The organism is Gordonia sp. 'Campus' (assembly GCF_022206305.1).
GTDB lineage: Bacteria > Actinomycetota > Actinomycetes > Mycobacteriales > Mycobacteriaceae > Gordonia.
Window position 1 is genome coordinate 146,233 of sequence record NZ_JAKOIW010000001.1, and the last position, 23,363, is coordinate 169,595.

Consider the following 23,363-nt stretch of genomic DNA (forward strand, 5'->3'; position numbering starts at 1 on the left):
TCTCTCGCCTCGAGTGATGCTTCGGTGGCGAGCAGCCGGACTTCCCGCGGCCGGACTCCCCTCAGTATGGCAGGTGCCACATCGCGCGGTGCGCCCACCATTCGTGCCCGGACCTGCTGGAAAACGCTCGTCATCGAGCCGCGAGATTCTGTCCTCGACACACGCGCAGGTACTCTGGGTCCCCGTGATCGACTCCGCGCTTGCCACCACGACCACCAACCTGGCGCTCCTGCCGGGATTCCTGGATCCGGTGAACCTGCTCAACTCGTTCGGCACGTGGATGCTGGCCGGTCTGTTGTTGGTCGTGTTCATCGAGTCGGGTCTGCTGTTCCCGCTGCTCCCCGGCGACTCGTTGCTGTTCACCGCGGGTCTGATCGTGGCGGCCAAGTCTGCGGAGATCGAGCCGTTCGCCCCGCTGTGGGTCCTTCTCGTCCTGATCCCCATCGCCGCATTCCTCGGCGATCAGGTGGGGTACTGGATCGGCAAGAAGCTCGGGTACTCGCTGTTCACGCCCAACGCGAAGGTGCTCAAGCAGGTCTACATCGAGGAAGCGCACGAGTTCTTCGAGAAGCACGGTCCGGTGACGATCATCCTGGCCCGGTTCGTACCCATCGTGCGCACGTATGCGCCGCTGGTCGCGGGTGCCGCCAACATGCGCTACCCGATCTTCCTGGCCTACAACGCCATCGGCGCCGTCGCCTGGGGCGCGGGGGTGACGCTACTCGGCTACTTCCTCGGCCAGATCTCCTTCATCCGCGACAACATCGACTACATCTTCATCGGCATCGTGCTGGTGTCGGTGCTGCCGATCATCGCCGAGATCGGCAAGCGCATCCTGCGCTCACGCAAGAAGCCCGTCGAGGAGAAGCCGCTACCGCGCTCGGACGAGGCGAACAACTCCGCCGCCGAGAACTAGTCGGTCGAGCCGGCACCGCGCGCGGTCGAAACCCTCACCACGCGGCGTCGAGATCCGCGTGCCGGCGGATCCACGCGTGCATCGCGATCCCGGCCGCCACACCCGCGTTGATGCTGCGGGTCGACCCGAACTGCGCGATCGACACGGTGAGGTCGGCGGAACGCTGGGCGTCGTCGCTGACACCCGGACCCTCCTGCCCGAACAGCAGTACGCATTCGCGCGGCAGGTCGGCCGTCTCGAGGGGCACCGCGCCGGGAGTGTTGTCGACCGCCACGACCGTCAGCCCCTCCACCCGCGCCCATGCGATGAGGTCCGCCACCGTCTCGTGGTGCATCAGATGCTGGTAGCGGTCGGTCACCATCGCCCCGCGACGGTTCCAGCGGCGCCGGCCGACGATGTGGACGGCAGCCACGGCGAACGCGTTCGCGGTGCGCACGACGGTCCCGATGTTGGCGTCGTGGGCGAAGTTCTCGATCGCGACGTGCACCGGGTGCCGACGGGCGTCGATGTCGGCCACGATCGCCTCCCGCGACCAGTAGCGATAGGCGTCGACGACGTTGCGGGTGTCGCCCTGATCGAGGAGTTCACGGTCGAGATGCGGGTCGTCGGGGGCGGGCTCGCCGGGATGTTCGACGGCCCAGGGCCCGACACCCACGGGCGGGCCCGTCAACCACTCGGTGGGACCCGGTCCCCCGTCATCGGAGTCTGAAGGCTCTGGGGAGTCGGGCTGATCGTTCTCGCTCACGATCGGTGTTCAGGCGAGTTCGAGGTCGCTCAGGGTGAGCAGTGAGCGGTAGGGCACGCCGAGTGCGGTGATCACGTCGTCGGCGCCGGTCGCACGATCGACGACGGTCGCCACGCCGACCACGGTGCCGCCGATCGACCGAACGGCCTCGACCGCCGTCGACGGGGACCCGCCGGTGGTGCTCGTGTCCTCGACCACCAGGACGTTTCGTCCCACGATGTCGGGGCCCTCGATCTGCCGCTGCATGCCGTAGGTCTTCGCCGACTTGCGGACCACGAAGGCGTCGATGTCCCGTCCGTCCGCGTGCATGATCGACGTCGCGACCGGGTCGGCCCCCAGGGTGAGTCCGCCCGCGGCCGCGTAGTCCCAGTCCGCGGTCAGCTGCCGCATCAGACGTCCGATCAGACGCGACGCCTCGTGATGCAGGGTCGCCCGGCGCAGGTCGACGTAGTAGTCGGCCTCTCTCCCCGACGACAGCGTGACCCTGCCGTGCACCACGGCGAGTTCGCGGACGAGTTCGGCCAGACGCGACCGGGCGGCCGGGTCGACCTCGGGCGGTGTCCCGCCGGAAACCGGGGCGGACGAGGACATGGCAACTCTCTCTCGATCGTTCGTGCCGGAATCTATGCGAGGCAACGCGATACGGCGTCGGGCAGGGTCAGCTGCGGTGGCGGTTCGGACGCTCACCCGGGTCGCGACGCGGCGCGGCATCAGCAGGACTCGCGGGGTCGGAAGCAGGCTTGCGCGTTCCCGACCCGCGGATCGGCATCGGCGACATCCCGCGACCACCCGTCGACGGCGAGGCCGGTCCCGGCGTCGACGCACTCGACGACGAGGCGCTCGGAGGCTTGCGTGTCGAGGCCGGAGCCGAGCTCGTCCTCGGCGAGGGGGCACCGCCCTCGCCCGGTGATGCCTGACGCCGACGCTTGTCCCGCAAGGACTCGGTCTTCTCGTCGGCCAGTTCGGCGCGGGTCGGACCGTGCGGGTCGCGCGGATCGGGCGAGTCCTCCGGCTCACGCACCGGCGGCAACACGCGGAGCAGGTCGGCGAAGCGGCGGACCACCTCGAGACCGGTGTTGAGCGTGGCCGGGTCATTGGTGACCGGCATCGAACCGAGGGCCCAGTTGCCCTCGTTCCACATCACCTCGACGAACGCGGGTGCCTTGTTGGCGAGCGCGACCATGCGGCGGTCGCAGACGCGGCGGGCCACCTCGAGGTTGTTGGAGAACATGACGCGCGGACCCATCGCGCCGAGCAGTTCCACGTCGTCCTCGGCCGGGGCGAGGACGTCCTCGTGCCGGAGGTCGACGACGACGGTCGACGGCGAGGACCGGCGGACGGCGATCACGGTCGCGGTCTCGGCGAGGTCGAAGACCACGGCCTCGACCCCGGCGTAGTGCCCGTAGGCCACGTCGCGGACCTGGATGTGGTCGCCGACGTTCATCGTCGCCCGGCGGAAGACCTTGCGCAGCTTGGTGTCCGACTCGCGGAACTTGAACTCGTGTTCGTCGCCCCAGACCGCGCGCTGGTGCCGCGCGACACTCGACCGCTGCCGGTCGAGCCACAACAGGACGCCCGCGCCGAGCAGCGCCACGGCGGCGATCAGGAAATAGACGGTGGTCATCGCGCTACAGCCTACTATCGGCGGGCCCGGGGCGATGTCATCCGCGTCCCCGGACGTAGCCGCGTTCCTTGTCCACGACGTTGACCAGCGCGTCCGCGAGCGGCTCGGACCCGGCCTCGGTGTACCGGCGGAGGTTGTCGAGGACCTGGTCGGCCAGAGCCTCACGCCACCCGTCCGCATCGCCGCTCATGTGCGCGGAGATCGCGACGTTCGGAAGGTCCCAGAGTTCGCTGTGGGTCGGCAGCGGTTCGGTGACGAACACGTCGAGCGACGCCGCGCCGAGATGGCCGGACCGTAGTGCCTCGGTCAGCGCCGACTCGTCGACGAGCTCGCCGCGGCCGACGTTGACGAGATGAGCTCCCGGCTTCATCGCGGCGAGCACGCGTGCGTCGATCATCCCGGAGGTCTGCTCGGTGAGCGGCGCGATGGCGACGACGGTGTCGAACGCCCCGACGTGGTCGGCGAGTTCGGCGGTCGAGACCACGTGTCCGAAATCGGGATCGGCGGTTCGGGCGGTCCGCCCGGCCCCGACCACCCGGATTCCCACGGCGCGAAGAAGTCTCGCCGTGGCCCGGCCGATGCCGCCGGTCCCGATGACCAGTGCGGAGGTGCGATGGGTCACGACGGTCTCCCGCCGGTACCACCGATGTTCGCGCTGTATCGTCATCGACTCGTGTAAACGCTTGTGGTGGGCGAGGATCGACGCCAGCACGAATTCGGCGATGGGCCGGTCGAAGACACCGTGGGCATTGGTCACGACGATGTCCGATGACCGCAGGTCGTCGAAGAGCAGCGCATCGACGCCCGCGGCGCACACGTGGATCCAGCGCAGGGACTCGGTCACCGCGTCCCAGTTGTCGGCCAGTGCCCGAGAAAAGAAGTCCCACAGCACCAGTGCGTCCGCACCCGGCAGCGCGTCGCCGAGATCATCTGCGGTGCAGAGCCGCACCGACGCGAGCTCTTCGATCGCGGCCAGGTTGTCGGGTGGCGGATTGTCGCGCGAATACAGCAGCGCGACCACAGGCGAATGTGCGGTCATGCCCCCACCGTAGGTGACGGGCCGGTCCGTTCGTCGAGGACGAACAGCAGCAGGGTCACCGCGAGGAAGCCGGCCGGAACCCAGGCGGCGTGGCCACCCATCACCTGCGTGCAGATGGCCCCGATGAGCGCGCCGCCGGCGAATGCCCCGACCACGCGCGCGTACACCGTGAGCGCCCGGCGGGAATCCGATGAGCGATCGACCGCCACCCCGTACCCGGCCTCGACGAGCCGCATGAGGTTGCCGGTCGTCGCCACCGCGATGTAGTTCAGATCCCCGATGTTGCGGAACAACTCGATCTGCATCGCCGTGATGAACGCGATGGGGATCGTGACGTAGAAGTGCGGGACCGAGGTGGGTACGAAGCCGATGACGACGAGGATCGCGACCTGCAGCGCCATCGTGACGCGGATCGGGTAGACGAGCAGACGATCGAACCGGCCCGCCTTGACGTGTACCGCCAGCACGACGCCCACGAGGAAGGCGAGGATCGGCCACAGGTGACCGGACGCCTGATACCACTGGCGCTCAGACAGGTTGAGGGCGAGGAGGATGACGTTGCCGGTCTGGGCGTTCGCGAAGACCCCACCGCGCGACAGGAACGTGTAGCTGTCCAGGAATCCGCAGGCGGCCGTGATCAGCAGGGCGAAACGCAGCGTCGTCGACGTGGTCATCTCACAGCACCACCGGGACCGAGCCGGTGCGACGCCCCGTCCGGTCCAGCAAGGATCCGAGACGCTTGGGTGTCTCGAGGGTCACCGAACGGTCCACGACGACCAGTCCCGGCACCCTGCTCTCGAGTTGCTGTTCGAATTCGGAGAGTTCGCCGATGGTGTGCAACCAGACCCCCATGAGGATGTTCGCCGTACCGGTGACCTCGCAGCAGACCCGCACCTGCGGCAGGTCGTCCAGCGCGTCGACCAGTGCCGAGATCGACCTCGACGACGCCCGCGCCCACACGTTGGCGGTCACCGGCCATCCACTGATCACATGCGCCACCTCGCAACGGATGGACAAGACCCGCTCGGCGACGAGGGCACCGAGCCGGCGGCGGACCGTCGGGGCGCTCAGACCGCTGGCGGCCGCCAGATCGACCGCCGATCTCCGGCCGTCCTGCGCCAGCGCGGCGATCAGCCGCAGGTCCATGTCGTCGGGGTCGTGCATCGGGGTGCGGTGCACCGGCCGGTGTTCGGCGAGAACCGATTCCTCCGCGTCGGTCAGAGTGCGCACCCGCCAGCGTTCGCTCTCCCCGAAGACACGCATCACCACGCGGGTCCGGGTCCGGGCGACGCCATCGGTCTCGGCGAGGCGCTGGACCCAGTCGCCGAGGAAACCGAGGTCGGGCACCATGACGGTCAGCAGCAGATCGCCGTCCCCGGCGGTCCGCTGGATCGTCGCGACCGAACGGTCCATCGACAGACGTTCGACGAGTGCCTCGCGTCGCGCGGAGGCCTGCACCTCGACGAAGGCGCTGCACCGGGTGTTGAGGTAGGCGGCCCCGGGATAGGTCACGATCCAGGCGAGTCCGCTGTCGACGAGCCGTTCCCATCGGCGTGCGGCGGTCGCGGCGCTGACCCCCACGACGTCGCCGACCACGCCCCACGGCGCCCGCGGGGCGACCTGCAGAGCGTGAACGATCTGATAATCGAGGTCGTCCGGCACGCAACAATCCTGCATCACGCGGCGGAATTTTTTCGCTATCGGAAGTCGCCGGGACAGTCCACTGCCCCGCTCTTACGTTTCCTCCCAACACCCAACGGTCGCCTAGAGCGGCCCGAGTTCAGGAGGACGGTCCGTGAAGGTCTGCGTCATCGGAGGAGGTCACGGTTCATATGCCGCGGCCGCGGAGCTGAGCGAGAAGGATCATCACGTCACGTGGTGGCGGCGGGACGCGGCGGCGTTCTCTCCGCTGATCGACGGTGGTGTGCTCGAGATCGACGACCACCGGGGCCGCCGTTCGGTCGGGGTGGGTGACGCAGACGGGATCGCGATCACCACCGACCTCGCCGAGGCGGTGTCGAACGCCGATGTGATCGTCGCGCCGGTTCCCGCGTTCGCGCACGATTCGCTCGCCCGCGTGCTCGCCCCGCACCTGCGCGACGGCCAGATCGTCTACCTCCCGCCGGGCAGCTTCGGCTCCGTCGTGTTCGCCGCCGCGGTCCGCGAGGCCGGAAATCCTGCCGACGTGGCGTTCGCCGAGACCGGCACCCTGCCCTACCTCGCCCGCAAGCACGGCGACACCCGGGTGGTGGTGAGCGGTTACGCGACGCGCCTGCCCACCGGCGTCTTCCCGGCCCGGCACACCGAACGCGCCCTCGCCACGCTGAGCGAGGTCTACCCCGCCGTCGAACGGATCGAGGACGCGCTCAGCGGCGCCCTGATGAACGCGGGCCCGATCATCCACCCGCCCCTGATCCTGATGAATGCCGGACCGCTGGAGCACTTTCCGTCGTGGGACATCCACAACGAGGGCACCCAGGAATCCATTCGTCGCGTCACGTCCGCCCTCGACGCCGAGCGCGTCGCGATCCGCGAGGCCCTGGGGTACGACGCACCGCACTTCCCCCTGGCCGACCACTACACCGCCGACGGCGACGAGTGGATGTACGGCAACGCCGCGCACGAGAAGCTCACCGACAGCGGCGACTGGCGCGAGCACATCGACCTGCGGACCCACCGGTACATGACCGAGGACGTCGAGGTGGGGCTCGCCCTGTTGAGTTCCGTCGCGCGCTGGGCATCGGTCCCGGCGCCGGTCGCCGACGGTCTGCTCGCCATCGCCGGCGCGGTCACCGGCCGCCCGGCGGGCTCGGGCGAACGCACCCTGGAAGGCCTGGGTCTCGACCGGCTCGACCGCGACGGCATGCGCGCCTTTCTCACCGAGGGGTTCGTCCAGTGACGAGGCGGCATGTGGCCGTCGTGGGTGCCGGACGGATGGGGCAGGGCATCGCGGCCGCCCTGGCCTTCGGGAACGTGTCGGTCACCGTGGTCGATCTCCGCGATCGCGGCGCCGACTCCGCGGCCTACCTCGAGGGAGTACGTGCGTCGATCCGAGCGGCCCTCGCGCACAAGGTGACACTCGGTCTCGTGACGGTCGAGGACCTCGAGGGCGTCGCCGCACTGGTGACGGTCGTCGGCGAGGTCGACGCCCTCACCCCGATGGCCGACGCGGATCTCGTCTTCGAGGCCGTGCCGGAGGTCGCAGAGGTCAAACGTGACGCGCTGACGTGGATCGAGGCCATGGTCGGCGACACCGTCCCCATCGCATCGACCACGTCGAGCTTCCTGGTCGACGACCTCGCAGGCGCGTTGTCGGCGCCGGCGCGTTTCCTCAACGCGCACTGGCTCAACCCCGCCGACCTCATGCCGCTCGTCGAGATGGCGGCCGGTACGGCCACGAGTCGCGGGGCCGTCGACGCCACCCGTGAGTTGCTGCTCGCGGTCGGCAAGGTGCCCGTGGTGTGCGCCCCGTCGCCCGGGTACATCGTGCCCCGGCTCCAGTCGCTGGTGATGAACGAGGCCGCGCGAATGGTGGCCGAGGGCGTGGCGAGCGCCGAGGACATCGACACCGCCGTCCGCATCGGATTCGGCTCGCGCTTCGCGGTTCTCGGTCTCCTGGAGTTCATCGACTGGGGTGGTTGCGACACCCTCTTCCACGCATCGAACTACCTGAGCCACGAACTCGGCGAGAGGTTCGCACCCGCACCCCTCGTCGAGGCGAACATGAACTCCGGGCGCCGCGGGATCTCCGACGGCGCAGGCTTTTACGAGTTCGACGCCGACACCGTCGACGACTATCGGGCACAACGGATCGCGGACTTCGCGCGCGTTCTCGACGCCCTGGGCCGTCTCGGTCGTCATGAGGAGTTCGCCACCACCGACTGAACCGAGTCGCCCCGTCGAACCGTCCGTGACCGGCATCCCGCCGGTTGCGCGATCGACGCCGCCAATGACGCGGCGCAGTAAAGCTTTTCCCTATTTCCACCCACGGTGAGTCCGACACAATCGACTTATCCACGAGTACAGCCCACCGAACGACGGATCGCCGATCCCGTTCGCCCACCGATGAGGAGTGATCCGTGGTAACACTCGACAGTTCCGTCCCGACGGACCCCGGTTCGGGGTCCCCGCAACCCCGGCGAGAGCGGACCGCCCGCGTGGCCGTGGCCTCCGGCGTCGGCACGATCATGGAGTTCTACGACTTCGCGATCTACGGCACCGCGACAGCACTGGTCTTCAACAAGATCTTCTTCAACGTAGACGATCCCTGGTTCGGCACCTTCCTCGGGTTCGCCACCTTCGCAGTGGGTTTCGTGATGGCACCCATCGGCGCGGTGATCTTCGGACACTTCGGCGACCGGATCGGACGGCGCAAGGCCTTGACCGCGGCCTTCCTCCTCATGGGCGGGTCGACGCTGGCGATGGGCGTGCTGCCCGACTACCAGGCCATCGGGATCGTGGCGCCGATCATCCTGATCTTCCTGCGCATGGTGCACGGCATATCCCGGGGCGGCGAGATCGGCGGCGCCGCACTGCTGGCCGCCGAACACGCGCCCGCGCACCGTCGTGGTCTGTACGGCTGTTTCGTCACCCTCGGCTCGCCGGTCGGCGGCATTCTCGCCAACCTGTCTTTCGCCCTCGTCCTCCTGATGCCGATGGAGCAGGTCCTCGCCTGGGGTTGGCGTATCCCGTTCCTGATCGGCGGCGTCGTCCTGGCGATCGGCGTGTGGACGCGCAGTCGCGTCAGCGAGACGCCGGACTTCGTCCGATCCCAGCAGTCGGCGGAGTCCTCACCGCGGACGTTCTCGGTCCTGCGCCAGAACTGGCGTCGAGTGGCACTGGCGGCGGGCATCAACGTGGGCCAGAACTGTTATGCGTTCCTGTTGTTCACGTTCATGCTGTCGTTCCTCACCGAAACCGATCCCGGCCGCGGCTTCGACCGTTCGCCGGTCGTCTTCGGCAGCACCCTGGCACTGGCATGTCACGCGGCGACCGTCGTGCTCGGCAGTCATCTCTCCGACCGTCTGGGCCGCAAACCGGTCATCGCCTTCGGGATGATCAGTTCGCTCGTCTTCGCCCCGATCCTGTTCTGGGTCACCGCATCCGGGTCGCTCGCGGCATGCATCACGGTCATCTCCATCGGCTTCGCGCTCACCGGGTTCGTGTACGGACCCATGCTGACGACCTTCGCCGAACTCTTCCCGATCACACAGCGCTACAGCGGTATCGGCATCGGCTTCCAGATGGGCGCGGTGCTCGGCGGCGGCCTGGCACCGATGATCGCCAACCGAATCGTCAGCGCGACGGGCAGCGTCATCCCGGTCGGGGTCTACGCGGCAGTGCTGATGGCCATCAGCCTGTGCTGCCTGATGGTCATTCGCGAGACCGCACCGGCTGCCGCCGGGCGAGCGTTCGGGCAGCGCCTCCGGGGCTGATCGGTCCCGGACCCATTGACAGCATCCTGCTTTTTTGACAGGCTGCTGTCAATGCAGTTCGGAAGGAGACGACCATGAAGACCGTCCACCTGGGGCTGTACCCCACCCTCGCCGACTGGGAGTTCGGGTACGTCGCGGCCGGCATCAACAATCCCGACTATCAGCACGAGCCCGGCTCGTTCCGGATCGTGACCGTCGGTGCCACGCGAGACCCGATCCGGACCATCGGCGGCGTCACGATGGTTCCGGAGACGACGCTCGACGAGGTCGACCCGCAAGACAGCACCATGCTCGTGCTGCCGGGTGCACAGATCTGGGAGCGCAACGACGCGTTCGTCGACGCCGCGCGCCGCTGGACCGCTGCGGAGGTCCCGGTCGCCGGCATCTGCGGCGCGACGATGGGCCTGGCGCGGGCCGGCCTGCTCGACGACCGTCGTCACACGAGCAACGCACCGGAGCAGTTGACGCCGACCGGCTATGCCGGTGCCGAACACTATGTCGATGCCCCGGCGGTCACCGACCGCGGCATCATCACCGCGGCGGCGATCGCCCCCGTCGACTTCGCGCGCGAGGTCTTCGCACTGCTCGGCGTCTACACCCCGCCGGTCCTCGACGCCTGGTACCAGCTGTACGGACAGCAGGATCCGAGCGGCTTCTACGCACTGGCCGACGAGCAGTGACCGACCCGCAGGAGCTCTTGTCGGCGTCGGCGCTGACGACCTTTCGTCTGAACGGACAGTTCCTCGCCCTCGCCGAAGGGCTTGCCGAACCCGCGGGCCTCACCGCGACCCGCTGGCAGGTACTCGGCGCGGTTCTGCGTGAACCCCTGCCCGTTGCGGGGATCGCGCGCGCGATGGGTATCACCCGCCAGAGCGTGCAGCGCACCGCCGACGTGCTGGTGGCCGACGGGCTCGCCGAGTACCGCGAGAATCCCGCACACCGACGAGCCAAACTCGTGGCACCGACGGCGGCGGGCCTGACCGCGGTCCGGGCGATCAACCCCGGTCACCGGGCCGCCGCCGACCGCCTGGCCGAGATCATGGGGACGGACCGGTGGCAGCGATGCCTGGATGCGCTGCAGGATCTCGCCGCCGCCCTGGACACCCTGCACACCCTGGACAACGAGCCTGCGGACGGCCGCACCAGCGGCCATGTCTAATTGTTGACAATCGTACGATCGAGCGTCACCGTGTACCCATGACCGCCAGCGTTGACTCCCCGGCACGCACCGTCCAGACCGCCTCGCTCAGCCCCGTCCTCAAACAGGCGACCCCGGTCGTCGTCGACCACGCGCAGGGTTCGTGGATCCGCGGGACCGACGGTCGCGACTACCTCGACTTCACCACCGGGATCGGCGTCACCAGCACCGGACACTGCCACCCGCACGTCGTGGCCGCCGCACAGGCGCAGTGCGCGAAGGTGATCCACGCGCAGTACACCACCGTGATGCACACGCCTCTGCTCGAGCTGACCGAGCGTCTCGGCGCCGTCCTGCCCGTCGGCCTCGACTCGGTGTTCTACGCCAACTCCGGCTCGGAAGCCGTCGAGGCCGCGGTGCGCCTCGCCCGGATGGCCACCGCACGACCCAACGTCATCGTGTTCCAAGGCGGATTCCACGGTCGCACGGTCGCCGCGGCGAGCCTCACCACCGCGGGAACCCGCTTCTCGGCCGGCTTCTCGCCCCTCATGAGCGGCGTGCACATGGCACCCTTCCCCTACGCCTATCGCTACGGCTGGGACACCGACACCGCGGTCGACTTCGCGCTCCGCGAGCTCGACTATCTGCTGCAGTCGCGTGTCGCGCCGAACGACACAGCGGCATTCCTGATCGAACCCGTACTCGGCGACGGCGGCTACCTCCCCACACCACCCCGCTTTCTCCACGGCCTGGCCGAACGCGCGGCCCGCCACGACATCCTGCTGATCCTCGACGAGGTGCAGGCAGGGTTCGGCCGCACCGGGAGATTCTGGGGACACCAGCACGCCGACGGCCTGACCCCCGACATCCTGATCACCGCCAAGGGGCTTGCGTCCGGATTCCCGATCTCGGCGATCGCCGCATCGACGGAACTGATGAGCAAGGCCTGGCCCGGTTCTCAGGGCGGTACCTACGGCGGTAATGCCGTGGCGGCGGCCGCCGCGATCGCGACCCTCGACGTGATCGAATCCGAAGGGCTCGTCGAGAACGCGCGCGTGCGCGGGGAACAGTTGCTCGCCGGGTTGCGTGAGGTGTGCGCCGCCCATCCCCGGGTCGGCGACATCCGCGGACTCGGCCTCATGGCCGGCATCGAGTTCGTCACCACCGACGCCGCCGGGAACTCCGCTCCCGACGCGGCCGCCGCGGTCGCCGTGCAGCAGGCCACCACCACCCACGGCCTGCTGACCCTCACCTGCGGCCCGGCGGCGAACGTCGTGCGCCTCATCCCAGCTCTCGTCGTCACCGCCGAGGAGATCGATCTCGGCGTCGCCCGGTTCGGTGCCGCGCTCGCCGCTGCATTGGCTTAGCCGTGGTGCCGGTGGACATTGCAACCGAACTCGCCGAACTCGGCGTCGACGCCGACGCATCGACGCGCCGGCTCGCCGAATACTCCTACGACGCTTCCAACTACCGCATCCCGCCACTGGCGGTGACCTTTCCGCGCACCGCGCGGGAGGTCGCCGCGGTGGCCGGCTGGTGTCATGAGCACGACCTCCCCGTGATCGCGCGGGGCGGCGGAACGTCCATGGGCGGCAACGCGATCGGCCCGGGAGTGGTGATCGACCTCTCCCGTCACCTCGACCGCGTCCTGAGCGTCGACGCCGGCACCGCCACGGCCGTGGCCGGTTCGGGCGTCGTCCTGACCTCACTCGCCGCCCAGGCCCGTGCGGCCACCGGCGGCCGCCTCACCTTCGCGCCCGATCCGTCGTCGGCCTCGCGTGCGACGCTCGGCGGAGCCATCGGCAACGACGCGTGCGGCAATCATTCGGTTCGCCACGGCCGGATGAGCGATCACGTCGTCGAGTTGCACCTCGTCACCGCCGAGGGGTTGCTCCTCACGGCCACACGCAACGGATTGCGCGCCACCGATCCCGACGACGCCGCGGCCGCCGCCCGGGCCGCCGAGATCTCGACGGCACTCACCGACCTGGCAGCGTCGAACCTGTCGATCTTCCGAACCCAGCTGGAAACCATCCCCCGACAGGTGTCGGGATACCATTTGTCGACGCTACTGCCGGAGAACGGGTTCGACGTCGCTCGCGCGCTGGTGGGCAGCGAGGGCACCTGCGCGATCGTCGTCTCGGCGAGAGTCCGTCTCGTGACGGTCGCCGCGTCGCAACTGCTGCTGTGCGTCGGCTACCACTCCCCGTCCGACGCCGCCCGCGACGTGCCGGCCATCCTGCCGTTCGCGCCGTCGGCCGTCGAGGGCATCGACCGCAGGATCGTGGCCACCATGGCGGCTCGACGCGGCCGGGACGCGGTCGCCGGGCTCCCCGACGGAGCGGCATGGCTGTTCATCGATGTCGACGAGGAAAGTGCTGCCGCACAATCGGAATCCGACGTGCCCGCCACCGCCAAGCGCCTCCTCGATCATCTCCGGACCCAGGGACGCATGATCGATGCCACCGTCGTCGACGACCCGATACGACGCACAGCGCTGTGGCGCGTACGGGAGGACGGGGCCGGATTGTCGTCGCGGCTGGCCGATCCCGACGACGAGAGCATCGGTGGCGGTTACGAGTCGTGGCCCGGATGGGAGGACGCGGCCGTCGCACCCGAGCGACTCGCCGACTACCTCGACGACTTCACCGACCTCCTCGACCGTCATGCGTTGACCGGCGTCCTGTACGGACACTTCGGTGCCGGCTGCATGCATGTCCGGATCACCTTCGACCTCCGGTCCGCCGAGGGCCGCGCGGTGATGGAGCACTTCTGCACCGACGCAGCCGAACTCGTCGTCCGCCATGGCGGATCGCTGTCCGGCGAGCACGGCGACGGGCGCGCCCGGTCGGCCCTGCTCCCCCTCATGTACTCGCCGCCGATGATGGCGGCGTTCGCCCGGTTCAAGACGATCTGGGATCCGAAGGGAACCCTCAATCCGGGCAGCATAGTCGACCCGGCGCCGATCACCGCGAACCTGGCGCTGGCCGGCATTCCGGCACGCACCTGGCCGACTCTGTTCGCGCTCGGCGACGGCTCGCCGGAGCCCGCAGAGCGGGGATCGGCGTCGATCGCGGCGCGGGTCCGGCGCCGCATGTCCCGAAAGCTGCCCCTGAAATCCGCCCCAGAGACAGGTGCCGACGACATATCGGCGTCGACGCCGCCGCCGAGGGCGGATTTCCGGGGTGGTATTCAGCCGACTCCGGAACCCGGCAGACCCGAACTCCCGGTGCTCGACCCGTTCGTCCACGCGGTGCAGGGGTGCATCGGGGTGGGCCGGTGCCGCGCGGACTCCGGCGGGGTGATGTGCCCGAGCTACAAGGCCACGCGCGACGAGAAGGACTCCACCCGCGGCCGGGCCCGCGTGCTGCAGGACATGGTCCGCACCGCGCCGAGCGTCGACGAGGGATGGCGGTCCACCGATGTCGCCGAGGCTCTGGAGTTGTGCCTGTCGTGCAAGGCGTGTTCGACCGACTGCCCCACCGGCGTCGACATGGCCACGTACAAGTCGGAGTTCCTGAGCCATCATTACCGACGCCGGCTACGACCGTTGTCGCACTACTCCCTCGGATGGATGCCCGCCTGGCTGTCGGCGGCCGGTGTCGCGGCGCCGCTGATCAACCGCACCCTCGGGTCCCGGTTGGGCGTCGTGGCCGCACGATTGGGCGGTATCGACCCGCGTCGATCGATGCCCGCATTCGCGACGCGACGCGCCCGCCGACGCCATCTGGACGGCCTCGTCCCCGTGTCCGCCGACTCGACGGTGATCCTGTTCGTCGACTCGTTCACGCGGGCGTTCCGGCCTCAGGTCGCCGCCGCGGCCGCCCGGGTCCTCGACGCCGCCGATCCCGTCGACCGTGCGCCCGATCCCGTCGACCGTGCGTCCGATTCCGTCGACCGTGCGTCCGATCCCGTCGACCGTGCGTCCGATTCCGTCGGCTGTGCGTCCGACAACTGTTGCGGTCTCACGTGGATCTCGACGGGACAGCTGGACCGTGCCCGGAAGGTATTGCGGCGCACCGTCGCCGACCTCGACGACGGGACGGAACGACCGATCGTGGTGGTCGAACCCAGTTGTGCCGCGGCGCTGGCGAAGGACCTGCCAGAACTGGTTCCGACCGAGGCCGCACGCCGCGTCGCGGCACGTGTGCGAAGTTTCGCCGCCCACGTGCCCACGCTGCTCGACGCGGGTTGGCGACCACCACCCCTGCCCGACGAGGTGACGTTGCAGACCCACTGCCACGAGTACGCGGTGTTCGGCGCCCGGGTGGGCGCCGCCGCCCTCGATGCACTCGGGGTCACCGTGCACACCGCAGACGGGTGCTGCGGCGTCGCCGGTAATTTCGGCTTCGAGAAGGGCCATTACGAGGTGTCCATGGCCGTGGCCGAGAACGGTCTCGCCCCCGCCCTGCGCGACGCCCCGCGTCGGACAGTCGTCACCGATGGGTTCAGTTGCGCGATGGCCGTCGAACACCTCGCCACCGTCGACGACGCCCTCGCCCGCGCCCGCGACATCCGCGGTCTCCACCTCGCGGAGTTGCTCGACCCTGCCACCGACGCCCACCCGCACCACGAGTCAGGAGATCGCTCATGACGGCCATCGCCCCGCACACCGTCCCGGATGCCGTCTCGCGCGTCCGCACCGACCTGTTCATCGACGGGGAGTGGAGTCCGCCCGTCGACGGCAATCACTTCGACGTGGTGAACCCGGCCACCGGGGAGTTGCTCGCCCAGGTTGCCGATGCCGACGCCGCCGACGCCCGTCGCGCCATCGAGTCGGCGGCCGCGCATCAGTCCGGGTGGGCGGCGACCTCACCGCGCAGCCGCAGCGAGATCCTCTACCGCGCACACCAACTCATCATGAGCCGCGTCGACGAGATCGCCTCGGTGATGACCGCCGAGATGGGTAAACCGTTGGTCGAGGCCAAGGGTGAGGTCGCCTACGGCGCGGAGTTCTTCCGGTGGTTCGCCGAGGAGGCGGTGCGGATCGGCGGCGACTCCACCACCACCGGCGACGGCGGCCATCGCATCGTCGTCAGCAGACAACCGGTCGGCCCGTGCATCCTCATCACCCCCTGGAACTTCCCACTGGCCATGGCGACCCGCAAGATCGGACCGGCCGTCGCGGCGGGTTGCACGATGGTGCTCAAGCCCGCCGAACTCACCCCCCTCACCACGCTCCTGCTCGCCGACATCCTCGTCGAGGCCGGCCTTCCCGCGGGCGTGCTCAACGTCGTCACGACGAGCGACCCGGCGACCGTCGTCACCGAATGGATGGAGAGCGGGCTGGCCCGGAAGGTCAGTTTCACCGGGTCGACCGCGGTCGGCAAGACGCTGTTGCGACAGGCGGCCGGGACGGTCATGCGCACCTCGATGGAGCTCGGCGGCAATGCACCGTTCATCGTGTGCGCCGACGCCGACATCGCCAGGGCCGTCGACGGTCTGATGGTGGCCAAGATGCGCAACATGGGCCAGGCGTGTACCGCGGCGAACCTGATCTTCGTGCATCGCAGCGTGATCGACGAGTTCACCGACGCATTCACCACGAGAATGGCTGCGCTGCAGGTCGGCGACGGTGCTCACGACGGAACCCAGGTGGGTCCGCTCGTCGAACCCCGGGCCGTCGCGAAGGTCGCCTCGTTGGTCGACGACGCGGTGGCCAAGGGCGCGACGGTCTGCTGCGGGGGCGACACCCCCGACGGCCCCGGCTACTACTACCCGCCGACCGTTCTGCGTGGGGTCTCACTCGACGCCGACCTCATGCGCACCGAGATCTTCGGCCCCGTCGCCGCGATCGTCCCGTTCGGGAACGCCGATGCGCCCACGGATCCCGCCGCCGACGACGAGGTCATCGCACTGGCCAACGACACGCCGTGGGGGCTGGTCGGCTACCTGTTCAGTCGCGATGTCGACCGTTGCGCTCGCCTGGCGGCTGCGCTGGAAACCGGTATGGTCGGGGTCAACACCGGCATCGTGTCCAATCCTGCCGCTCCGTTCGGCGGTGTGAAGGAGTCCGGGCTCGGACGCGAGGGCGGACGCGTGGGCATCGAGGAGTTCCTCGACATGAAGTACACCGCCTCTCCCGTCATCCGCTGATCCTCGCGCCCGTCCGAACGGCGCATCGCCCGCATGTGAAGGCCGAGATGTAAGGAGCGACAAGCATGTACCTCGGTGCTCAGCTGTTCACCGACAGCGAGTACGCACAGCGCCTGGTCCGCGTCCGCGAACTCATGGACCGCCAGGGGTTGTCGGCGATCATCGTCACCGACCCGGCCAACATCTTCTATCTCATCGGGTACAACGCGTGGTCGTTCTACACGCCGCAGATGTTGTTCGTGCCCATCGACGGTGAGATGGTGTTCTACGCGCGCGAGATGGATGCTCATGGAGCGCACCGCACCACGTGGTTGCCCCCCGAGCAGATCGTCGGGTACCCGGAGAGCTACGTGCACCGTCCGCACCTGCATCCGTTCGACTGGGTCGCCTGGTCGCTGCGCCAACGCCATCTCATCGCACCGGCGTCGAAAGCGGGATCGGTCGGCCTCGAGATGGATTCGCACTTCTTCTCCCCCAAGGCCTATCGGGCGCTGTTCAACGCCATCCCGGAGTGGAAGCTGGTCGACAACTTCGAACTCGTGAACTGGGTGCGGTCGGTGAAGTCCGACGCCGAGGTGCAGTTGATGCGCCAGGCCGGCATGGTGTGCTCGGAGGCGATGCGGGCCGCGATCGACACCATCGACATCGGCGTGCGGCAATGCGATGCGGCGGCGGCGATCTCGCAGGCCCAGATCACCGGCACGCCGGAGTACGGCGGTGACTACCCGGCGATCGTCCCGATGCTGCCGACCGGGGCCGCCGCCGACACCCCGCATCTGACCTGGAACCAGGGCACATTCGTCGAGAACGAGGCGGTGGTGATCGAGTTGACCGGCGCGCACAGCCGCTACCACTGCCCGTTGGCGCGGACCGTGTCCCTGGGCACCGTCTCGAAAGATCTCGACTACGTGGCCAAGGCAACCGCCGAGGGCCTCGACAACGTCCTCGATGCGATCAAGCCGGGCGTGGCGACACGCGAGCTGGCGTCCACGTGGAACTGGACTCTCGCCAAGTACGGCCTCGAAAAGCCCTCGCGGCTGGGCTATTCCATCGGTATCGGGTACCCGCCCGACTGGGGTGAACGCACCATCAGCATCCGCACCGAGGACGAGTCCGTCCTGGAGACCAACATGACCTTCCACATCGTGTGCGGCATGTGGATGGACAACTACGGTTTCGAGCTCTCGGAGTCCGTGCGCGTCAGCCCCACCGGGGTGGAGACGTTCACCGACTTCCCCAGGGAGCTGATCCGGAAGTGAACGAGACAACCTGATCCCTGAGGTGCGAGGAGCGCAAGCACAACCCGATCCCTGAGGTGCGAGGAGCGCAAGCGACGAGCCACGAAGGGCGACGAGACGAGGTGAAGAAAGTGACCACAACCGAAACCATTTACGACGCACGGCATTCCGCGCCCACTCTGCCGTTGGCGGGCCGGGCGAAGGACCTGGTCGGTTCGATGATCGACTCGTCGACGTCGTTGTTGGCCGCCCAGTCGCACGACATCGTGCGCTTCGCGATGGGTTCACCGGCCGACGAGGCGGTCCCGGCCGACGAGTTCCGCCAGATCGCCGGCGAGATCCTCGACCACACGTCGTTCACCTACGGCGCGACCGAGGGTGAACCACGGCTGCTCCAGCTGCTCGTCGATTACCTGGCGACCACACCGGACCCGTCGTCGCACGATCGTCTGGTGATCACCACCGGCGGCATGCAGGGCCTCGATCTCGCCTGCAAGCTCTTCATCGACCCCGGTGATCTCGTGATCGTCGAATCCCCCACCTACACCAACGGCAGTGCGACGGCGTTGTCGTACGGGGCCCGACTCCTCGAGGTTCCCGTCGACGACGACGGGATGCAGGTCGATCAGCTCGAGGACCTCGTCGCGCACACCCACCAGACGCCCAAGGCGATCTACACGATCCCCACCTTCCAGAACCCGTCCGGCGTGACGATGTCGGAGGAACGACGCCGCGAGCTGCTCCGCCTGGCCCACACGTGGGGTTCTGTCATCATCGACGACGATCCGTACGGGCTGCTGCGCTTCGCCGGCACCGACATCCCGACGTTCCAGACGTTGAGTCCCGGCGATCCCCTCGTCTTCTCGGTGCGTACCTTCTCCAAGATCCTCGCGCCCGGTTGGCGGGTGGGCTGGGTCGATGCCGACCCCTCCCTGCGTCAGTTGCTCATCAACGGCAAGCAGGCCATGGACACCTGCACCAATGTGCCCAATCAGCACATCGTCGCCGAGTACATCGCCCGCGGCGGTCTCGAGGACCACCTCGCCGGAATCCGCACCCTGTACCGCGAGCGCAAGGACGCGATGCTCGACGCCGTCGCCCGCCACCTCGGCGACCGGGTGGTGACGACGAATCCCGAAGGAGGGTTCTTCCTCTGGGTGACGCTGCGCGACGAGTTCGCCGAGATCGACACCCGGGAACTGTTCGAGGTCGCCCTGGCCGACGGCGTGGCGTTCATCCCTGGCCCGGCGCTGTCACCGGGCGGCCGGTTCCGCAACTCCATGCGGTTGTGCTTCGCCTCGAGCACCCCTGAACGGATCGACGAGGGTGTCCGACGCCTCACCGCGAGTCTTGAGAAGATGGCACGGTGAGTGGTGACCCCGAACTCGAACAGACAGCACACGAGCTGACCGCAACCGAGATGGCCGTCCTCGACCTCATCGACGAGGCCGCCATCGTCGCGCTCACCTCCGCCCTGGTCGAGGCGCCGAGCGAGAATCCCGGCGGCACCGAGGAAGCAGCGGTCGCCGTTCTCGAGAAAGCCTGTCGCGAACAGGGATTGGCGGTGTCCATCACCGAGGCGGCACCCGGGCGACCGAATCTTGCCGCGACTCTCGCCGCCGGACCCGGGCCGGGCCTGATGTTCCTCGGACATTCCGACGTGGTCCCGGCGGGCCCCAACTGGACAGCCGACCCGTACACGGCGCACATCCGCGACGGCCGCATCTACGGGCGCGGCTCCACCGACATGAAGGGCGGACTCGCTGCCGTCGTCGCAGCCATGAGCGCACTGTCGCGAGCGGGCGAGTTCGGTGTGGCACCGACGGGGCCGGTGCGCCTCGTGTGCACCGTCGACGAAGAGGAACATGGCACCGGGGTACGCGACTTCGTCGCCCGCCCCCGGGATCACGACTTCCTCGGCTGTATCGTCGCCGAACCCACCGATCTGCAAGTGGTACGCGGTTGCCGGGGCGCCTCGTACATCGAGATCGACGTGACGGGTCGCGCCGCGCATTCCGGCCGACCTGCCGACGGGCGCAGCGCGATCGACGCTGCCGCGGCGATCGTGGACATCATCCGCGTCGACGGTGAACATTTGGCGGAGAATCCCGACGAGCTACTCGGCCACGGGACGTGGAACGTCGGGACCATCTCGGGCGGACAGGGGATCTCGGTGGTCGCGCCCACGTGCTCGCTCGGCATCGACCGACGTCTGATGCCCGACGAGGACCCGAACGTCATCGCCGTCGAGCTCCGGAAGACGATCGGCGACAGGGGTATCGACACCGACGGGATCTCGGTCGACATCCGGGTGACGATGGAGATGCCTGGATTCGCCACTGCCGCCGACCATCCGCTGGTGACCGCGGCCGTCGAAGCGGTCACGCACGCGGGTGCCGCCACCTCGGTCGGAGGCTGGACCGCGGCCTGCGACGGTGGATTCGTCAGTCGCGACCTCGGCATCCCATCTATCGTGCTGGGCCCGGGCAACATCAACACCGATGCCCATCAGCCCGACGAGTCGGTCGCGATCGCCGATCTCGTCACCGCGGCGAGGGCCTACACCCTCGCCGCGTTGCGCCTTCTCCGCCACGTCGACTGAGCCCTACCCGAGCGGGTTCAGCCACGTCCAGCCGGTTCAGCTCCACCGGCCGGTTGAGCTCGTCGAAACCCTCACGAACCGACCTTCTGCCCCTGCAACGAGCTGAAGTCGTTCTCGCGGGTGGGGATCCCGGTACCGCGGATCGAACCTCCCGCGGTCTCCTTCAGGAAGAGCAGTGCCACCATGCCGATGGCGCAGGCACCCATCATGTACATCGCCGGGAACAGAGACCACTCGGTCTTCTCGACCACGGCGTCGTTGACCAGCGGGGCCGTACCGCCGAAGGCGGCGGTCGCGACGTTGTAGGAGATCGCGAACCCGGCATAGCGGACCTGGGTCGGGAACATCGCCGGGAAGGTCGCCGAGATGGTGGCCAGCTGCGGGATGTACAGCACACCCAGGACGACGAAAGCCACGATCGCCCAGACGAATCCCTGACCCATCAACCAGTAGAGCGGCAGGGCGAGGACGAACAGCCCGATCAGCGAACCCCACCACATCGGTTTACGGCCCGTCGAATCCGACCACCATCCGAAGAACGGGATCAGCAGCATCATGACCAGCTGACCGACGAGATTGACGGTGCTCGCCGAAGTCTCGGAGAGGCCGATCGTGTTCTGCAGGTAGGTGGGCTGGTAGGCCAGCAGCGTGTAGTTGGCGACGTTGAGCGCGATGACCAGGCCGAACATCGTGAGGATCGGGCGCCGGTAGTTGATCAAGAGGTCCTTGAAGCGGGTCCAGGCAGACCCCTTGATCTCGTTGTCCTGCTCGAGTTCCTGGAAGACGGGGGTGTCTTCCATCTGCGACCGCAGGTAGAGGCCGATGAGACCCATCGGCAGCGCGAACAGGAACGGGATGCGCCAACCCCACTGGTCCATCTGCGAGTCGGTGAGCAGCAGTTGCAGGAGCAGGACGAACAGGGTGCCACCGCAGAAGCCCGCCAGGGTGCCGAACTCGAGGAACGAGCCGTATTTGCCGCGCTTGTTGTCCGGCGCGTATTCGGCCATGAACGTTGCGGCGCCGCCGTATTCGCCACCGGTCGAGAAGCCCTGGATGACGCGGAGCAGGATGAGCAGGATCGGGGCCCACACACCGATCGACGCGTGCGTCGGCAGCAGACCGATCAGGGCCGTCGCACCGGAGATGAGCAGGATGGTCATCGCCAGGACCGACTTGCGCCCGATGCGGTCACCGATCGGTCCCCAGACCATGCCGCCGAGCGGACGCAGTACGAAGGAGACGGCGAAACCGAGCATGGTGCCGATGGTTCCGAGGTCCCCCGGAAAGAATGCCTGGGTCAGGTAGACCGACGCGGCGGCGTAGACACCGTAGTCGTACCACTCGGTCGCGTTGCCGATCGCGGAGGCGCCGATGGCCTTGCGAAGAATCTTCTTGCCCTCTGGGGAGTCCGGGTCCGGTGCGAGCTGCTCATACGTGTCTGCTGCTGTCGTGTCGCTCATCTGCGCTTCCTGAGTCGTGGGGCCACTGGTGGTGGAACTCGGTGGATTCGTGATGCGCACGTACGGCACGATTCTCGGCCCTACGCGACTGCCGGCCGCAGGTGATCAGCCCCTGGCCACCTGCCGGTCGGCGTTCTCGTCGTCACCGACCAGGCGGCGCAACCCGTCGGCCATGTGCTCGATCATCAGAGCATCAGCAGCCGCGGCATCTCCCGCGGCGATGGCGTCCACCAACGCCTGGTGTTCGTCGATCCGGTCCTTTCCCGAGGAGTATGTTCCCCGCATGGCTCGCAGGCACATTCGCGTCTCCACGAGGATCGTCTCGTGCAGACGCGAAAGCCGTTGACTTCCGGCATATTCCACCAGTGTCTGGTGAAAGGCCATGTCGGCCTCCGCCATCCCAGCGCCGTTCGGCTCGTCGATGAACTCGCGCATGACCTCGACGGCGTCGACGAGTGCATCCACCGCCTCCTGCTCACGGTGCGAGATCACCTGCTGCACAGCGGCGCGCTCCACCGCGGTCCTCGCGACGTACATGTCGCGGATGTCGTCGTCGTCCATCGACACGACGAACAGCCCGCGATTGCGGTGGCTCACGAGCAACCCCTCCGCGGTGAGCCGTTGCATGGCCTCCCGGAGCGGGCCGCGACTGACGCCGAGGTCGGCAGCCAGCCCCGACTCGGTCAGCTGTGAGCCGGGTGGGAAGTCCCCGTTGGCTATCGCATCGTGCAACTTACGCGCGATGATCGCCGGTGTCGATTCCTGCACCAGTGGCGACAGCACTCGGCGCCGCGGCGGCGGACCCTGTTTTCCCTGGCGAACGACGGTTCGAGCAGAGCCCGGATCCTCCGGACCCGCCGCGCCGTCTGCCACGTTCATCGTCACCGTCATCCCCTCTTTCTTACCGTGAAAGACTCGCGCAAGGCGGTGTTTCATCGGCGCGCCGCCGCACCGGCGATTGTTGGATTGTTGACAATCTACCTGTGGCGCCGTAGCCGTGACAACCACCGGCAGCCAGAGGCCCACCCGCCTCGATCGAACCGGTCCCAGGTGACGTGGCATCCCGGGCC

At 68.3% G+C, this 23,363-nt stretch carries 20 protein-coding genes; 12 read left to right on the forward strand and 8 right to left on the reverse strand.

The window, feature by feature from the left end:
* Positions 1-184 precede the first annotated feature (184 nt).
* Positions 185-916 carry a VTT domain-containing protein gene (locus MAY35_RS00690; protein ID WP_238418705.1) on the forward strand — a complete coding sequence of 244 codons (732 nt, stop codon included), beginning with the start codon at positions 185-187 and terminating at the stop codon, positions 914-916.
* A 34-nt stretch (positions 917-950) separates the two neighbouring features.
* On the opposite strand, the gene MAY35_RS00695 is transcribed toward MAY35_RS00690, so the two are convergent.
* The 6 genes from MAY35_RS00695 to MAY35_RS00720 form a co-directional block, all read right to left on the reverse strand.
* Positions 951-1,661, reverse strand: a complete 711-nt coding sequence (locus MAY35_RS00695) for an RNA methyltransferase (RefSeq protein WP_238418706.1) — start codon at positions 1,659-1,661, stop codon at positions 951-953.
* Between the two features lie 9 nt (positions 1,662-1,670).
* The gene (pyrE, locus tag MAY35_RS00700; protein WP_238418707.1) at positions 1,671-2,252 is read right to left on the reverse strand and encodes an orotate phosphoribosyltransferase; all 582 of its coding nucleotides are present in this window, start codon (positions 2,250-2,252) and stop codon (positions 1,671-1,673) included.
* A gap of 67 nt (positions 2,253-2,319) precedes the next feature.
* Positions 2,320-3,285: a hypothetical protein gene (locus tag MAY35_RS00705; RefSeq protein WP_238418708.1), complete on the reverse strand. Its 966-nt coding sequence runs from the start codon at positions 3,283-3,285 to the stop codon at positions 2,320-2,322.
* 37 nt (positions 3,286-3,322) lie between these two features.
* Positions 3,323-4,324 carry a D-2-hydroxyacid dehydrogenase gene (locus MAY35_RS00710; RefSeq protein ID WP_238418709.1) on the reverse strand — a complete coding sequence of 334 codons (1,002 nt, stop codon included), beginning with the start codon at positions 4,322-4,324 and terminating at the stop codon, positions 3,323-3,325.
* Positions 4,321-4,998 carry a YoaK family protein gene (locus MAY35_RS00715; RefSeq protein WP_238418710.1) on the reverse strand — a complete coding sequence of 226 codons (678 nt, stop codon included), beginning with the start codon at positions 4,996-4,998 and terminating at the stop codon, positions 4,321-4,323. The genes MAY35_RS00710 and MAY35_RS00715 overlap by 4 nt, the downstream gene beginning before the upstream one ends.
* A gap of 1 nt (position 4,999) precedes the next feature.
* Entirely contained in the window at positions 5,000-5,986 is a 987-nt protein-coding gene (locus MAY35_RS00720) for an Lrp/AsnC family transcriptional regulator (protein ID WP_238418711.1), read from the reverse strand.
* 133 nt (positions 5,987-6,119) lie between these two features.
* Here MAY35_RS00720 and MAY35_RS00725 point away from each other — a divergent pair, with 133 nt between their 5' ends.
* The 11 genes from MAY35_RS00725 (at position 6,120) to MAY35_RS00775 (ending at position 20,833) form a co-directional block, all read left to right on the forward strand.
* Entirely contained in the window at positions 6,120-7,223 is a 1,104-nt protein-coding gene (locus MAY35_RS00725; protein WP_238418712.1) for an NAD/NADP-dependent octopine/nopaline dehydrogenase family protein, read from the forward strand.
* The gene (locus MAY35_RS00730; RefSeq protein WP_238418713.1) at positions 7,220-8,209 is read left to right on the forward strand and encodes a 3-hydroxybutyryl-CoA dehydrogenase; all 990 of its coding nucleotides are present in this window, start codon (positions 7,220-7,222) and stop codon (positions 8,207-8,209) included. Before MAY35_RS00725 ends, MAY35_RS00730 begins: the two co-directional genes overlap by 4 nt.
* A 194-nt stretch (positions 8,210-8,403) precedes the next feature.
* On the forward strand, positions 8,404-9,759 hold the full coding sequence (locus tag MAY35_RS00735; RefSeq protein ID WP_238418714.1) for an MFS transporter: 1,356 nt from the start codon (positions 8,404-8,406) through the stop codon (positions 9,757-9,759).
* Positions 9,760-9,833: 74 nt separating this feature from the next.
* Positions 9,834-10,439 (forward strand): DJ-1/PfpI family protein, encoded by a 606-nt coding sequence (locus MAY35_RS00740; protein ID WP_238418715.1) that lies wholly within the window; start codon positions 9,834-9,836, stop codon positions 10,437-10,439.
* Entirely contained in the window at positions 10,436-10,918 is a 483-nt protein-coding gene (locus MAY35_RS00745) for a MarR family winged helix-turn-helix transcriptional regulator (protein WP_238418716.1), read from the forward strand. Before MAY35_RS00740 ends, MAY35_RS00745 begins: the two co-directional genes overlap by 4 nt.
* 38 nt (positions 10,919-10,956) lie before the next feature.
* The gene (locus MAY35_RS00750; protein ID WP_238418717.1) at positions 10,957-12,264 is read left to right on the forward strand and encodes an aspartate aminotransferase family protein; all 1,308 of its coding nucleotides are present in this window, start codon (positions 10,957-10,959) and stop codon (positions 12,262-12,264) included.
* An 11-nt stretch (positions 12,265-12,275) separates the two neighbouring features.
* Complete coding sequence (locus MAY35_RS00755; protein WP_238418718.1) at positions 12,276-15,491, forward strand: FAD-binding and (Fe-S)-binding domain-containing protein; 3,216 nt, start codon at positions 12,276-12,278, stop codon at positions 15,489-15,491.
* Positions 15,488-16,993 carry an NAD-dependent succinate-semialdehyde dehydrogenase gene (locus tag MAY35_RS00760; RefSeq protein WP_238418719.1) on the forward strand — a complete coding sequence of 502 codons (1,506 nt, stop codon included), beginning with the start codon at positions 15,488-15,490 and terminating at the stop codon, positions 16,991-16,993. The genes MAY35_RS00755 and MAY35_RS00760 overlap by 4 nt, the downstream gene beginning before the upstream one ends.
* A gap of 65 nt (positions 16,994-17,058) precedes the next feature.
* Positions 17,059-18,252: a M24 family metallopeptidase gene (locus MAY35_RS00765; RefSeq protein ID WP_238418720.1), complete on the forward strand. Its 1,194-nt coding sequence runs from the start codon at positions 17,059-17,061 to the stop codon at positions 18,250-18,252.
* 110 nt (positions 18,253-18,362) lie between these two features.
* The gene (locus MAY35_RS00770; protein ID WP_238418721.1) at positions 18,363-19,601 is read left to right on the forward strand and encodes a PLP-dependent aminotransferase family protein; all 1,239 of its coding nucleotides are present in this window, start codon (positions 18,363-18,365) and stop codon (positions 19,599-19,601) included.
* A 50-nt stretch (positions 19,602-19,651) separates the two neighbouring features.
* Positions 19,652-20,833 (forward strand): M20 family metallopeptidase, encoded by a 1,182-nt coding sequence (locus MAY35_RS00775; RefSeq protein ID WP_238418966.1) that lies wholly within the window; start codon positions 19,652-19,654, stop codon positions 20,831-20,833.
* Positions 20,834-20,904: 71 nt separating this feature from the next.
* Here the strand turns inward: MAY35_RS00775 and MAY35_RS00780 are convergent, their stop codons facing one another.
* Complete coding sequence (locus MAY35_RS00780; RefSeq protein ID WP_238418722.1) at positions 20,905-22,293, reverse strand: MFS transporter; 1,389 nt, start codon at positions 22,291-22,293, stop codon at positions 20,905-20,907.
* Positions 22,294-22,398: 105 nt separating this feature from the next.
* Positions 22,399-23,184, reverse strand: a complete 786-nt coding sequence (locus MAY35_RS00785) for a GntR family transcriptional regulator (RefSeq protein ID WP_238418723.1) — start codon at positions 23,182-23,184, stop codon at positions 22,399-22,401.
* Positions 23,185-23,363 lie beyond the last annotated feature (179 nt).